At 60.7% G+C, this 13,174-nt stretch carries 13 protein-coding genes; 9 read left to right on the top strand and 4 right to left on the bottom strand.

The features are described from left to right. Positions 1 to 44: 44 nt before the first annotated feature. Positions 45 to 938 carry a LysR substrate-binding domain-containing protein gene (locus tag WF331_RS22125; protein ID WP_340623296.1) on the bottom strand — a complete coding sequence of 298 codons (894 nt, stop codon included), beginning with the start codon at positions 936 to 938 and terminating at the stop codon, positions 45 to 47. Positions 939 to 1,151: 213 nt separating this feature from the next. Here WF331_RS22125 and WF331_RS22120 point away from each other — a divergent pair, with 213 nt between their 5' ends. The 6 genes from WF331_RS22120 to WF331_RS22095 all read left to right on the top strand — a co-directional run bounded on the left by WF331_RS22120 (position 1,152) and on the right by WF331_RS22095 (position 6,892). Beyond that, the gene (locus WF331_RS22120; protein WP_016500678.1) at positions 1,152 to 1,706 is read left to right on the top strand and encodes a helix-turn-helix domain-containing protein; all 555 of its coding nucleotides are present in this window, start codon (positions 1,152 to 1,154) and stop codon (positions 1,704 to 1,706) included. Positions 1,707 to 1,733: 27 nt separating this feature from the next. Beyond that, the gene (locus WF331_RS22115; protein WP_016500677.1) at positions 1,734 to 3,080 is read left to right on the top strand and encodes a glutamine synthetase family protein; all 1,347 of its coding nucleotides are present in this window, start codon (positions 1,734 to 1,736) and stop codon (positions 3,078 to 3,080) included. 75 nt (positions 3,081 to 3,155) lie between these two features. After that, the gene (locus WF331_RS22110) at positions 3,156 to 3,929 is read left to right on the top strand and encodes a gamma-glutamyl-gamma-aminobutyrate hydrolase family protein (protein WP_340623290.1); all 774 of its coding nucleotides are present in this window, start codon (positions 3,156 to 3,158) and stop codon (positions 3,927 to 3,929) included. A gap of 69 nt (positions 3,930 to 3,998) precedes the next feature. Beyond that, a complete protein-coding gene (locus tag WF331_RS22105; RefSeq protein WP_016500675.1) occupies positions 3,999 to 5,357 on the top strand; it encodes an aspartate aminotransferase family protein in 1,359 nt (452 codons plus the stop codon). Positions 5,358 to 5,670: 313 nt separating this feature from the next. Continuing rightward, a complete protein-coding gene (locus tag WF331_RS22100) occupies positions 5,671 to 6,225 on the top strand; it encodes a helix-turn-helix domain-containing protein (RefSeq protein ID WP_016485777.1) in 555 nt (184 codons plus the stop codon). A 109-nt stretch (positions 6,226 to 6,334) separates the two neighbouring features. Beyond that, a complete protein-coding gene (locus WF331_RS22095) occupies positions 6,335 to 6,892 on the top strand; it encodes a GNAT family N-acetyltransferase (RefSeq protein WP_241800546.1) in 558 nt (185 codons plus the stop codon). A gap of 14 nt (positions 6,893 to 6,906) precedes the next feature. On the opposite strand, the gene WF331_RS22090 is transcribed toward WF331_RS22095, so the two are convergent. From WF331_RS22090 to WF331_RS22080, 3 genes are all read right to left on the bottom strand, one after another. Further along, a complete protein-coding gene (locus WF331_RS22090) occupies positions 6,907 to 7,467 on the bottom strand; it encodes a nucleotidyltransferase family protein (protein ID WP_016500673.1) in 561 nt (186 codons plus the stop codon). 102 nt (positions 7,468 to 7,569) lie between these two features. After that, positions 7,570 to 9,630, bottom strand: coding sequence for a TonB-dependent siderophore receptor (locus WF331_RS22085; RefSeq protein ID WP_340623295.1), 2,061 nt, complete (start codon positions 9,628 to 9,630; stop codon positions 7,570 to 7,572). A gap of 565 nt (positions 9,631 to 10,195) precedes the next feature. Beyond that, on the bottom strand, positions 10,196 to 10,330 hold the full coding sequence (locus WF331_RS22080; protein ID WP_256352856.1) for a hypothetical protein: 135 nt from the start codon (positions 10,328 to 10,330) through the stop codon (positions 10,196 to 10,198). 17 nt (positions 10,331 to 10,347) lie between these two features. On the opposite strand from WF331_RS22080, the gene WF331_RS22075 reads away from it, so the two are divergent. From WF331_RS22075 to WF331_RS22065, 3 genes are all read left to right on the top strand, one after another. Further along, positions 10,348 to 10,980, top strand: coding sequence for a hypothetical protein (locus WF331_RS22075; protein ID WP_016500670.1), 633 nt, complete (start codon positions 10,348 to 10,350; stop codon positions 10,978 to 10,980). A 244-nt stretch (positions 10,981 to 11,224) separates the two neighbouring features. Further along, on the top strand, positions 11,225 to 12,319 hold the full coding sequence (gene sfnG / locus WF331_RS22070) for a dimethylsulfone monooxygenase SfnG (protein WP_016500669.1): 1,095 nt from the start codon (positions 11,225 to 11,227) through the stop codon (positions 12,317 to 12,319). 94 nt (positions 12,320 to 12,413) lie between these two features. Beyond that, the gene (locus WF331_RS22065; protein WP_284361237.1) at positions 12,414 to 12,995 is read left to right on the top strand and encodes a hypothetical protein; all 582 of its coding nucleotides are present in this window, start codon (positions 12,414 to 12,416) and stop codon (positions 12,993 to 12,995) included. Positions 12,996 to 13,174 lie beyond the last annotated feature (179 nt).

Here is a 13,174-nt window from a genome sequence, read left to right as displayed (position 1 = left end):
CCCCAGCGGTGAGGGAGGCAGCCAAACTTTACCGTGGCAGTAGATTAACTATTGTCAGCCTGTTGCTTGAGCCAGCGCTGCACAACGCCTAGCGACTCAGGCTGCTGCAGTTTGCGTGGCCACACCAGATAGAACGACTTATCGAGCCTGAGCTGCTGACCGAAGACCAGCACCAGCCTGCCCGCAACGATTTCATCGCTGACGAACGCCAGGCTGGCCAAAGCAATGCCTTGACCACTGATGGCCGCGTCGATGGCCAATGAAGTCTGATTGAACCGCAGGTTTTTCGCAGTCGGTTGGGTGTGTTGCGGGAACACTGCCGCAAGGTATTGAGGCCAGAAATTATGGGCATCGTGCAGCATGATGAATTCTTGAAGCTGCGCAAAGCTGGCGGGGGCATGAGTGCCTTCAAACAGCTTTGGGCTGGCCACGGCAACGATGCGCTGCTCCATCAGCAGTTCGCTGTTCAAACCCGCGCCGATTTCAGGCTTGCCATAGCGTACTGCGATATCCACGCCATCGGTGCTGAAGTGCGACAGCCGATCTGTGGCCAGCACACGCAGATCGATGTCTGGGTAGCTTTGCGCAAAGCTGCCCAGCCTCGGAATAAGCCATTTAGAGGCAAAGGTAGGGGTAACGCTGACCGTCAGGTGCGATGTCTGCGGTCTGAGCAGGCGGGTTGCCTCATCGATCATCGCCAAGGCGCTGCGAATGCTGGTGCTGTAACCCAGGCCCGCATCGGTCAGCGCCAGGCCACGGGGCAGGCGCTCGAACAGGCGAAGGTTCAGGTTCGCCTCCAGCCCGCGTATCCGTTGCGCGACTGCCGCCTGGGTCACACCCAGTTCCTCGGCAGCCAGGCGAAAGTTCAGGTGGCGGGCAACCACTTCAAACACGCGTAACGCGTTAAGCGGGGGCAATTCTGGGAAACCGTTTGGCATGACGAGGGCAATGGCCGGGCTGGGAAGATTCACCCCCGAGGCTACTCCCTGAGCACCTTTAAAGAAACCCGCGGCACCGTTGCCAATCCGGGTCCTTGCACCCCAAACCCTCTGTACGCTGCTGCACAAATTCAGGGTTCGGCTTGACTCGTGAAAATTTTCATGTAATTTTTCATGAAAAATAACTCTAAAAATTTCACGGCAGCCCAATCGATGAAGATGCACGAAGAGGTTGAAGCCCTCGCGATCCTTATTCACGACCTGCGCAAATTCAAGAACCTGACCTTGGGCGAGCTGGCCGAGCGCATCAACCGCTCGGTCGGCTTCCTCTCTCAGGTCGAACGCGGTGTTTCGCGCCCTACGGTGGCGGACCTCACTGCCATCAGCGAAGCGCTCGGCGTATCGACCGCGTACTTCTACAACCTGAGCAAGCCCCGCAGCATTGGTTGGGTCACGCGCCCCCACGAGCGGCGCACGCTGTACCTGGAGTCGGGCATTACCGATGTGCTGGCTTCGCCCACCATCGCCGGTGCCTTCGCCATGCTCGACAGCCATCTGGAACCAGGCGCCACCAGTGGCGAGGCGTACCTGAGTGACCGTTCCGAGCAGGGTTGTTTCGTGCTTGAGGGCGAACTCACGGTATGGCTGGACGACGGCGAGGCCGTGACCCTGCAGGCCAACGACTGCTTCCAGGTGCAACCCCACGCGCAGTTCCGTTACGCCAACCTGACGGCAAAACCCACCCGCGTGCTCTGGGTCTTCAATTGAATTCGTTCACCTCACAAGGATAAGAAGATGAGTGTCATCTTTGCGGATCTGCTGGCTGAAGTGCGCTCGTTCCGAGCGGAGCACCCAGAAATTCGTTATGTCGACCTGATTGCGCTGGATATCCCCGGGCACTTCTACGGCAAGCGCTACCCCATGGACATGCTGGAGAAAGTCGCAGCCGGCGCGCCGCTGAAGCTGCCGCAGAACTGCGTGTTGTTGGGTACCCAGGGTGGCCTTTACCCGATTGGTGATTACTGCTTTGCCGACGGCGATCCGGATGCTGCCCGGCGCCTGGTGCCGGGTACCCTGAAGCCGGTGCGCTGGGAAAAGGAAGTGATTGCCCAGATGCTCATCACCTCCGACGGCACCGCCAAGCCTATCGAGTTCGAGCCCCGTGAAGTGTTGGCCCGCGTGATTCAGCGCCTGGCCAAACGCGGCATACGCCCGGTGGTGGCTTTCGAGCTGGAGTTCTACCTGTTCGACCGCAAGCTCGACAACGGCCTGCCACAGTACCCGCGGGACACGGCGACCGGGGACGAGGACGACCAGCCGAACATGCACATCGAGCGGCTTTCACGCTTCTCGTCGGTGCTGCACGAGATGGTCGATGGCGCCAATGAGCAGGGCGTGCCGGCAAACGTCATCACCGCAGAACTGGGCCCTGGCCAGTTCGAGATCAACTTCTCCCACAGCGACGATGCCCTGAGCGCGGCGGATTGGTCGGCGCTGTTCTGCCGCAGTACCCGCGGTATCGCCATGAAGCACGGCTACCGTGCCAGCTTCATGAGCAAGCCGTACCTGGACGCGCCGGGCAGCGGCATGCATGTGCACGTCAGCCTGTATGACGCTGCCGGCAACAACATCCTGGCCGGCGCTGAACAGCGCAAGCTGCGCCATGCGGTGGCGGGGTGCCTGGAGCTGCTGCCGCACTGCATGCCGATCTTCGCTCCCAACCACAATGCTTACCGCCGCTACGGCGCCATGGTGAACGCGGCGAGCAAGGCCAGTTGGGGCTTCGAAGACCGTGATGCGTGCATTCGCATCCCCGAGTCCGACCCGCGCAACCTGCGCATCGAACACCGCATCGCCGGTGCCGATGCCAACCCGTACCTGGTGTTGGCGGCCATCCTGACCGGCATGGAGCATGGCCTGGACCGCGGCGTCGAGCCCATCGCCCCGCTGAACGAAAACCGTCAGAGCGGCATCGATTTCCCCAAGGATGCCCTCAGCGCCCTGGCCGCCATGCGTCACCACCCGGTGGTCAACGAAGGCCTGGGCAGTGAGTTCGTGATGGTCTATTGCGAAAACAAATACCAGGAGCAACTGGACTTCATGCGCCATATCGATGCCCGCGAATACCGCTGGTTCCTGTAGGTGCCGAAGGTCGAACAGCGACGCTGCACCCTCCCTTTCAACACAACGCGCAATATGGATTTGCCGGAGGAAGATATGCCACGTGTGCCCGTTATCGGCATTACCGCATGCACCAGCATGATCGAGCTGCATGCAACCCAGACCATCAGAGAGAAGTACGCACGCGCGGCAGCCAAGGCAGCGTGTGGGCTGCCCATCGTGATTCCCAGCCTCGGTGAACTGATGGACAGCGCCGATATTCTCGACGTGGTGGATGGGCTGATCTTCACAGGTTCGCCGTCCAACATCGAGCCGTTCCACTACAACGGCGCGGCCAGTGCAGCGGGCACTCATCACGACCCGCTGCGTGATGCCACCACGTTGCCGCTGATGCGTGCGGCCATCGCCGCCGGCGTGCCGGTGCTCGGCATTTGCCGTGGCTTCCAGGAAATGAACGTGGCACTTGGCGGCACCCTGCACCAGAAGGTCCACGAGACCGGTGTGTTCATGGACCACCGCGAAGGCAAGGGTGAGCCCATCGACAAGCAGTATGGGCCACGCCACACCATGCATGTAGAGCCCGGCGGCCTGCTCGACCGCATGGGCTTGCCGGCGGTCTTCGACGTCAACTCCATCCATGGCCAGGGCATCGATGTACTGGCCCCGGGGCTACGGGTGGAAGCGCTGGCACCCGATGGCCTGGTGGAAGCGATTTCGGTCGAGAACGGCAAGGGGTTTGCCCTGGCCGTGCAATGGCACCCCGAGTTCCAGGTCATGGACAACCCGCATTACCTGACCATCTTCCAGTCGTTTGGGAAGGCCTGCCGGCATCGCTCGGTATTGCGCCAGAGGCTGTTGCTGTCGGCCTGAACACCCACCGTTCCCAATTATCAAAGTACCCGCGCAGCCTGGCTGCGCAACTTGATGGAGTAGAAGTCAATGAGTGAAAAGAATTCGCAGACCCTTGCTTGGCAATCGATGAGCCGCGACCACCACCTGGCCCCGTTCAGCGATGTCAAACAACTGGCCGAGAAAGGCCCGCGCATCATCACCTCGGCCAAGGGCGTGTACCTGTGGGACAGCGAGGGCAACAAGATTCTTGATGGCATGGCGGGCCTGTGGTGCGTGGCGGTGGGCTACGGTCGCGATGAGCTGGCCGAGGTTGCCAGCCAGCAGATGAAGCAGCTGCCTTACTACAACCTGTTCTTCCAGACCGCGCACCCGCCTGCGCTGGAGCTGGCCAAGGCAATCGCCGATGTGGCGCCGCAAGGCATGAACCATGTGTTCTTCACCGGCTCCGGTTCCGAAGGCAACGACACCGTGCTGCGCATGGTGCGCCATTACTGGGCGCTGAAGGGCAAGAAGAACAAGAACGTCATCATTGGCCGCATCAACGGCTACCACGGCTCGACTGTGGCGGGGGCAGCATTGGGTGGCATGAGCGGCATGCACCAGCAGGGCGGGGTGATTCCGGATATCGTGCACATCCCGCAGCCATATTGGTTCGGCGAAGGCGGCGACATGACCGAGGCCGACTTCGGCGTGTGGGCGGCCGAGCAGTTGGAGAAGAAAATCCTCGAAGTTGGCGTGGACAACGTTGCCGCCTTCATCGCCGAGCCGATCCAGGGCGCCGGTGGTGTGATCATTCCACCGCAAACCTACTGGCCGAAGGTGAAGGAAATCCTGGCCAGGTACGACATCCTGTTCGTTGCCGACGAAGTGATTTGCGGTTTTGGCCGCACCGGTGAGTGGTTCGGTACCGACTACTACGACCTCAAGCCCGACCTGATGACCATTGCCAAGGGCCTGACCTCTGGTTACATCCCCATGGGCGGGGTGATCGTGCGTGACGAAGTGGCCAAGGTCATCAGCGAAGGCGGCGACTTCAACCACGGCTTCACCTATTCTGGCCATCCGGTGGCGGCTGCGGTGGGCCTGGAGAACCTGCGCATCCTGCGTGATGAGCAGATCATCCAGCAGGTGCACGATAAAACCGCGCCTTATCTGCAACAACGCCTGCGCGAACTGGCTGACCACCCGCTGGTAGGCGAAGTGCGCGGCCTGGGCATGCTCGGCGCAATCGAGCTGGTGAAAGACAAGGCCACCCGCGCCCGGTACGAAGGCAAAGGTGTCGGCATGATCTGCCGCCAGCACTGCTTCGACAACGGCCTGATCATGCGCGCCGTGGGCGACACCATGATCATCGCGCCGCCGCTGGTGATCAGCATCGAGGAGATCGACGAACTGGTTGAAAAAGCCCGCAAGTGCCTGGACCTGACCTACGAAGCTGTCCGCTGAAGACACCGGGGCTGCTGCGCAGCCCATCGCCGGCAAGCCAGCTCCCACAGGGGCCGCGCTGTTCTTGATACATGCGCTGTACCTGTGTGGGCTTTAGCCGTGAACACCGGGTTGGATTCTTCGCGGGTGAACCCGCTCCCACAGGGCCAGCGCAATGCTTGAGGTTGGCACCGTACTTGTGGGAGCCCGGCTTGCCGGCGATGGGCCGCAAGGCGGCCCCGGATTGCTTGCCTCACAGCCACAATTTGCTTTGTGAGATGAATCCTGTACTTTTCAAGGCATTATTTTCCCGTCTGAAAGTCGCGATTCAACTATGAAAGTGCACGAAGAAATCGAAGGCCTGGCAGTACTGATTCGCGACCTGCGCAAGTTCAAAGGCCTGACGCTGGGCGAGCTGGCTCAGCGTATTGGCCGTTCGGTGGGCTTTCTGTCCCAGGTCGAACGGGGCGTGTCGCGCCCGACCGTGGCCGACCTCACAGCCATCAGCGAAGAGCTCGGCGTCTCGACCGCCTACTTTTACAAACTGGACAAGCCCCGCGAGCTCGACTGGGTCACCCGCCCTCACGAGCGGCGCACGCTTCACCTGGCCGGTGGCATCACCGATGTGCTGGCATCCCCTACGATAACGGGCGCGTTCTCCATGCTCGATAGCCACCTGGAGCCAGGGGCGAGCAGTGGCGAGGAGTACCTGGACGACAGCTCGGAGCAGGGCTGCTTCGTGCTCGAAGGGGAGCTGACTGTGTGGCTGGGTGGCGGTGAGCCGGTCACGCTGAGGGCCAGTGACAGTTTTCAGCTGCAACCCCACGCCAGTTTTCGCTACGCCAACCTCACCGACAAGCCCACCCGCGTGCTCTGGGTGTTCAGCTGAGAGGCGTTTGGATGCAGTTCACATAAGGTAAGCTGTTGGCCCGCTCGACAAGAAACGACCCATCGCAGACTATCAGACGCTTCCACAAGGATGCCCAGGAACGAATGCCATGGATTGCCTGCCGACGCTGTATACCGATCGCCTTGTACTCACGCCCCTGCGGCTGGAGGATGCACCTGTAATCCAGAAATTGTTCCCGCAATGGGAAGTTGTCCGCTACCTCGATCGTCGCGTCCCATGGCCATATCCGGAAGACGGTGCGCTGGTCTATGTGCGGGATATCGCCCTGCCTGCCATGGCTGCGGGCCGTGAATGGCACTGGATGATCCGCCTGCGCAACGAGGCTGACTGCACCATTGGCAGCATCAGTTTGCATGAGCAGCCTGGAAACAACAGAGGCTTCTGGCTTGCGCCGCAGTGGTGGGGCATGGGCTACATGCGCGAAGCCTGCAGGGTCATCAACGCCTATTGGTTCGAGGCGTTGTCACGCCCGCTCATGCAGGTTCCCAAAGCCGTTGCCAACCATGCCTCGCGCAAGGTTTCAGAGCATGAAGGCATGCGTAGGGTGAGTACCGGTGATGGATATTTTGTTTCTGGGCCAATGCAGGTCGAGGTATGGGAGATGACACGCAGTGACTGGTTGGGCGGGTCGAAAACCGGGCACTAGCATGAGCATCCTGGTCACTCGACCAAGACAAGCCATGGCCAACGCTCCCGGTAGCTGGCGGCTTTCTCCCTGAACAAGCCTGGCCGTGGGTTCAGCTCGTTCATGTTCAGCAGATCGTGCTGCAGGTCATCCAGGCCATGGGTGCTGTACAACGTGCCCGTGCACACATCAACCCCAAGGCAGGTCGAGCGGATCAGGTAGCGGTCGATGCCATCCGTGACCTTGAGCAATGGCGAGTAAGCACCGCCGAATTTCCCCTGGTACCACAGGTGGACGCGGGCCTGGTTGCGCACTTCCACGTTGACGCCCAAGTGCGCGCAGGCCTGCTGCACCCTGGTGATAACCCGGTCCTCTGCCTCCCAGGACACGTCGGCGTCGAAATAGGCGATGTCATAGTCCTTGATACCCCAGCCGGCAGGCAGCCCTGCGCGGTGGTTCCAGAAGGTCTGGAACAGGGCGCCTGCCACCAGCATGCAGTGGGGGATCTCCAGCGTTGCCAGCAGCGCCAGAAGTGCCCGGTTTACCGGGTTCTCGCGGATGATCGCCAGTACCTGCTCGTCAGTCAGTGAATGCATGGGCACCGTCCTTGATGGTTGCATTGCAGGGGCTGAGCTTACCTGAATGGCGTCAGGGCCATCACTGGGTGCCGTACAGTGCGCCGCTACACACGGGCGGGGTCAATACTTCCAGGTCACCGAAGCCGTCAGGTTGCGGGGCGCACCATAGCTGGCGGTTGTCGCGTTGTTGTACAGCGACAGGAGGTATTTGCGGTCGGTGACGTTGTTCAGGTTCAGCGACGTGCTCCAGTTGCTGTCAATGTCGTAGCTGGTCATCAGGTCAACCAGACCGTAGGCGTTCTGGTGGATGGCGCTGTTGGTGTCGTTCTCGACGCCGGTCTGCCAGCTGACACGGGCGCCAACCTTCATCTGTGGCAGGGTCGGCAAGCGGTAAGTGACCATGCCGCGCAAGCTGTGGGCCGGCACATATTTGCGCGCACGCTCGCCGTTGTCATCGTCAATACGTACATAGGTGTAGCCGGCGAGCAGGTCGAGCCCTGGCGCCACTTCGCCGGACGCCTGCAGCTCTACGCCGTGGCTCTTGAAGTCGCCCGGAGTGTAAACCTCCTGAACCCCGTCGAATCCGGCATCCACGGCCACGTTGCGCTGCTCGGTCTTGAACAGCGCAGCGGTCAGGTGCAGCCGCTGGTCCATCACGCTGCCTTTTACGCCCACTTCCATGCTCTTGCCTTCCAGTGGGTCGAGCAGCTTGCCGTCGGTACCGACCACGTTGTATTGCGGGTTGTAGATCTTGGTCCAGCTGCCGTAGATGCTCCATGCCTCGTTCAGGTCGTAGACCAGGCCGGTGTAGGGCGTGACTTTGCCGTGGGCGCGTGTGGAGTGTTCTGAACCGTAGCTCTCGCCCTTGCCGTCGGCGCTGAGCATGCGTGCACCGGCTATCCAGTGCAGGTTATCGGCCAGGCTGAAGCGCGCACCGGCGAATACGCTTTTTTGCGTGTCCTGGAAGTTCTGCGCCAGGTCGTCACTGGTGACGCCAAACGAGGGCATCGGCGTATTGCCCGCCAGAATGCCCGAGAACGACGTGTTGAAGAAACTGCCATGCTCCAGGTCTTCGTCATACTCCTGGCCTTTTTGATGCGTGCGCCCGTACGCGGCACCGAAGGTCAGCTGGTGCTCGCGACCGAACAGGCTGAACGGGCCTTGCACCTTGGCCTCGCCCAGCAACTGGTGGGCCTCGCTGCGGGTGTGGTTGGCATACGCGTCGGCAACATCACCGGAGACGCCACCGACATAGAGCATGTTGGTGTTCTGCTTTTCCTGCTGCCCGGTGGCCGTGAGCGTGGCGTTCCAGTCATTGCCGAAATCATGCTTAAGCTCGACGAAGGCCCGCTGGGTGTGCAGGTTCCAGTAGGTCCACGGCTGGCCGATGCTGTTGCTGCGCCCGCTGTAGTGGATGGCATTGCCGTCGTTGTCCACCAGTGGCAGGTTGCCCCAGGTGCTGCCGTTGGAATCACTGTTGTGATGGGAGAAGCCCACAGTCACGGTGTCGGCGTCGGACACATCGAACGCCAGCAGGCCGGCAGCAACGTTGCGCTCGTGGCTGTAGCGGTCCATCCATGAGTTGCCCTTGTCGTGGGAGTAGATGAACCGGCCGCGCACATTGCCGCTGTCGGTCAGCGGGCCTGCAACATCGACGTCGATACGGCGGCTGTCCCACGAGCCGACGCTGGTGTCGACCTGCGCCTGGAAGGTATCTGTCGGGCGTTTACGCACGAAGTTGACCGTGGCCGACGGGTTGCCGGCACCGCTCATCAAGCCATTGGCGCCGTGCAACACGTCGATCTGCTCGTACTCGGCCAAGTCCTGATCACCTACCAGCGTGCTGCTTACGAAGGGCATGCCCGTACCGTCGTATTCGAAGGTATTGATGTCGAAACCGCGCGAGGTGAATTCGGTACGGTCGGTTTCGGTTTGCTCGACGGTTACCGACGGTGCTGCGCGCAGTGCGTTCTTGATACCGGTGATCTTGAAATCGTCCAGCGCCTGGCGGGTGATGGTTGTCACGCCCTGCGGGGTCTGCTTGTCGGTCAGGCCCAGTTTGGTGGTGCTGGATGAGGCCCTGCCCTCGTAGCCCTGGCTCACGCCATCCACCACTTCGCTCGTGCTGTCGATCTGGGTCGCGGGCAGGGTGAGGTTGTCGGCGGCATGAACGACAGGCATGGCGCTGCATGCGCCGACCAGCAAGAGGCGGGCAGGGAGATGACGTTTCACGGGGAATTCCTGAGGCGGGGGACTGGTAAAAGGGTTACAGATTTCGTGCGAATGAGAAGCTACATCAAATGAGAAAATTTATTGATAAATAATGTTTCATGCTTCTTCACATCTCGCGAAACACGGCCTAGGTGGATGGCAGCAGCCAGCCGGTGCTCACGGAGGTTTCAAGCGGCTGCCGCGAGCAGCCTTGAAAGCGTTGGTTACATTGCCCTGCGCCGTCTTGCGGCTGGCAGGGCCATAGTTCATGCGTGTTCCGGGTCAACGCTCGAATCGGGTGGGAACCGCTGGTCGCTTTGGCTTCGCAAGCGCTAGATTTGATCCGGATTTTGTACGATGATTTTCGTAATTGCAGGGATGAGCTATGAAAACCGGTTTCAGGGAGGCCCAGCGCGCAGTGATAGCGGCGCTCGAATCAGGGGAGTACCAACACGTTTCGCGCGGGGATATCGATATAAAGAACCTGTTGGCTACAGGGGAGGTGTCAGCCCGAGCGGTTGTCTAAGTCGTGCGCTCATGCCGGGGCATTCACCACGCAAGCAGCCCTCACCACGCTGTCGCTGCCGTAGAGGTGCATCTGCTCAAACGGGATGGCTGGTACATCAAGTTCTTTTTTATCGAACCAGACACCTGGTTCATAAGCGTTCACCAGTGAGTACCCAGATCATGAAGATTCTGTTCGAAGGGGATAGCGGAAAAGCATTGTGCGAGCACTGCCAGGCAGTGGTGACCACTCGCTATGCCCGCCGGGATGTACCGTTCAGCGATGGCAAGGGTGTGGCCAGGGACATATTGGTGGGCGTGTGTACCCGTTGCGATGGCGTGGTCGCGCTTCCACCGCAATCCACACCAGCCATTCACGAGGCGCGCAACCAGCAGCTCAAGTCTATCGAGGCACGTTTACCAGCGGTCTACCTGGATGTGCTGGATGCGGCTATGCATGCGGTCAGTCGCGAGGCGGGCGCCAATCTGCGCAAGTTGTTTCTTGCGTACTATTTTCAGCAACTGGCGCAGGTGCAGCAGGGTGGGCAATTGCAGGCTGCGCATCAAACATTCGTCCAGGCCCTGGATGAACAGCGAGAGCAGCGTGGGCTCGCGCGTTCCAGTGCTACTCGACGGTTGTCGATGAAGGTCAACCCGCACATGGCGCAGGACATGCTTGCGCTGCAACAACGAACAGGTGTGAACCAGACCGAGTTGTTGAAGGCTGTAATCGCTCTTATCCAGGCGGATGTACTGGAAGAGCGGGACGAGGAAGTGATTCTGGCCCTGCAGCGGCTGGCGCGGTTGGCTTTGTAGTCAGGGTTTGATTGCGATCAAGGCCCTGATGGATGACGCTCACATCGGCATGCGCAAAAAACCGCTGAGCTAGTCGCAAGCGGCGATGTTGCGCAGGCAACAGTGATCCGACAGCGTGTTTGATCACATGCAGTCAACATCGCCGACTAATTCCATTAACCCGTTGAAAGTAAAGCAATCCAGCCGTTGGCACGCTTGCTGCTCATGCCTCCTTGAACCCCAAGGATTCTCAAGGAGCTTCCCCATGAGCCACGCCCCACTCAAGTTCGCCTACTGGGTCCCCAACGTCAGCGGTGGCCTGGTGGTCAGCACCATCGAGCAACGCACCAGCTGGGACATCGACTACAACCGCAAGCTTGCGCAAATCGCTGAAAAAGCCGGCTTCGACTACGCCCTGTCGCAAATCCGCTTCACCGCCGGCTATGGTGCCGACAACCAGCATGAGTCGGTCACCATCAGCCACGCGCTGCTGGCTGCCACGGAAAAGCTCAAGGTCATCGCCGCCATCCTGCCAGGGCCGTGGAACCCGGCGCTGGCGGCCAAGCAGTTGGCCAGCATCGACCAGTTCACCAATGGCCGCATCGCCATCAACGTGGTCTCGGGCTGGTTCAAGGGCGAGTTCCACGCCATTGGTGAGCCGTGGCTGGACCACGACGAACGCTATCGCCGTTCCGAGGAGTTCATCCGCGCGCTCAAGGGCATCTGGACGCAAGACAACTTCACCTTCAACGGCGACTTCTATCGCTTCCGTAACTACAACCTCAAGCCCAAGCCGCTGCAGCAACCGCACCCCGAGATCTTCCAGGGCGGCAGTTCGCGTGCGGCGCGGGACATGGCCGCGCGGGTGTCGGACTGGTACTTCACCAACGGCAATAGCGTGGAAGGGATCAAGGCCCAGGTCGATGACATACGCGCCAAGGCCGCAGCCAACGGCCACTCGGTCAAGGTTGGGGTAAACGCCTTCATCATTGCCCGCGACACAGAGGAAGAGGCGCGGGCGGTGTTGCAGGAAATCATCGACAAGGCCAACCCCGAGGCGGTGCGGGCGTTCGGCCACGAGGTAAAGCATGCCGGGGCAGCCAGCCCGGAGGGCGAGGGCAACTGGGCGAAATCCAGCTTCGAGGACCTGGTGCAGTACAACGATGGCTTCAAGACCAACCTGATCGGCACGCCTGAGCAAATTGCCGAGCGCATCGTTGCGCTGAAGGCAGTCGGGGTGGACCTGATTCTGTCCGGCTTCCTGCATTTCCAGGAGGAAGTGGCGTACTTCGGCGAGCACGTATTACCGCTGGTCCGTGAGCTGGAAGCTGGGCGCAGCGTAAACAAGGCAGTGGCCTGAGGCCTGGAGGCAGGGTGGCTTGGCACCCTGCCAGTATTGTCGGATTGTCGTGCAGGGGTTAGGTTGCCGGGCTTACTTCAAGGAAGATACCCCTATGAAACGGACCTTACCGCTCCTGTTCGCCTGCGCGATGTTCCCCCTGCAAGCCTGGTCAGCACTTGAAATCGGCCAGTTCACCCTCGGCATGCCCAAGCCCCAGGTGCTGGCCATTCTGCAGCAGCAGTTTGGCGAGGTTGAGCATTTCACCGGCTATCACTATCAGGTACCGACCGAGTTCTACAAGGGCGCCGGCCCGAAGGGAGACCTCAACCTGGGCGGTATTCCCATCTCGCAGGTCCAGGCGGCGTTCAACGAGGCAGACCAGCTGCGCCAGGTTCAGGTGCGTTTGGACACCACCGATGAAGCGCGGGTGCAGCAACTGCTGCCAATGACCAGGGATGCGAAGCCTGTACCGGATACCGGTGGCCGGCTGGAAGCGTTTTCCGCAGATGGCGAACTGGTTTACTGGGTGTCCAGGAACTGGGACAGGACGGTGGTGACCATTGCCGACAAGGCCAGTTCGGAAGACAACATCAAGGCGCGGGCCAAAAGCGACGAGAAGTTTGCCCAGGTGAACCGCAAGTTCGACAAGTTGATCGAGACGGCCAAGGCGGTGGAGGGCAAGGGCGCGCCTTGATCGATGGCGAGGATCGGGTGGTCTGTGAAGGTGAGTTGCGTTTGCTGGGTGCCGATGGCTGCGACCTGTGCCACTGTTACCAGGATGGCGGGCTGGCCACTGCTCTGAAACCTCGCCTACCGTGCAGGGGGCGTGCACTTGGCGTCGGTTTCAGGATGCGCCTGGTCGTTCGCACGCAA

Source organism: Pseudomonas sp. YNh (assembly GCF_037993085.1).
Lineage (GTDB): Bacteria > Pseudomonadota > Gammaproteobacteria > Pseudomonadales > Pseudomonadaceae > Aquipseudomonas > Aquipseudomonas putida.
The sequence above is the reverse complement of the archived record's forward strand: the minus strand, read 5'-3'. Positions and strand labels throughout refer to the sequence as shown.

Coding starts and splice junctions, on each gene's coding strand:
- WF331_RS22125 (WP_340623296.1), bottom strand. CDS start 938: ATGCCAAACGGTTTCCCAGAATTGCCCCCGCTTAACGCGTTACGCGTG.
- WF331_RS22120 (WP_016500678.1), top strand. CDS start 1,152: ATGAAGATGCACGAAGAGGTTGAAGCCCTCGCGATCCTTATTCACGAC.
- WF331_RS22115 (WP_016500677.1), top strand. CDS start 1,734: ATGAGTGTCATCTTTGCGGATCTGCTGGCTGAAGTGCGCTCGTTCCGA.
- WF331_RS22110 (WP_340623290.1), top strand. CDS start 3,156: ATGCCACGTGTGCCCGTTATCGGCATTACCGCATGCACCAGCATGATC.
- WF331_RS22105 (WP_016500675.1), top strand. CDS start 3,999: ATGAGTGAAAAGAATTCGCAGACCCTTGCTTGGCAATCGATGAGCCGC.
- WF331_RS22100 (WP_016485777.1), top strand. CDS start 5,671: ATGAAAGTGCACGAAGAAATCGAAGGCCTGGCAGTACTGATTCGCGAC.
- WF331_RS22095 (WP_241800546.1), top strand. CDS start 6,335: ATGGATTGCCTGCCGACGCTGTATACCGATCGCCTTGTACTCACGCCC.
- WF331_RS22090 (WP_016500673.1), bottom strand. CDS start 7,467: ATGCATTCACTGACTGACGAGCAGGTACTGGCGATCATCCGCGAGAAC.
- WF331_RS22085 (WP_340623295.1), bottom strand. CDS start 9,630: ATGCCTGTCGTTCATGCCGCCGACAACCTCACCCTGCCCGCGACCCAG.
- WF331_RS22075 (WP_016500670.1), top strand. CDS start 10,348: ATGAAGATTCTGTTCGAAGGGGATAGCGGAAAAGCATTGTGCGAGCAC.
- sfnG (WP_016500669.1), top strand. CDS start 11,225: ATGAGCCACGCCCCACTCAAGTTCGCCTACTGGGTCCCCAACGTCAGC.
- WF331_RS22065 (WP_284361237.1), top strand. CDS start 12,414: ATGAAACGGACCTTACCGCTCCTGTTCGCCTGCGCGATGTTCCCCCTG.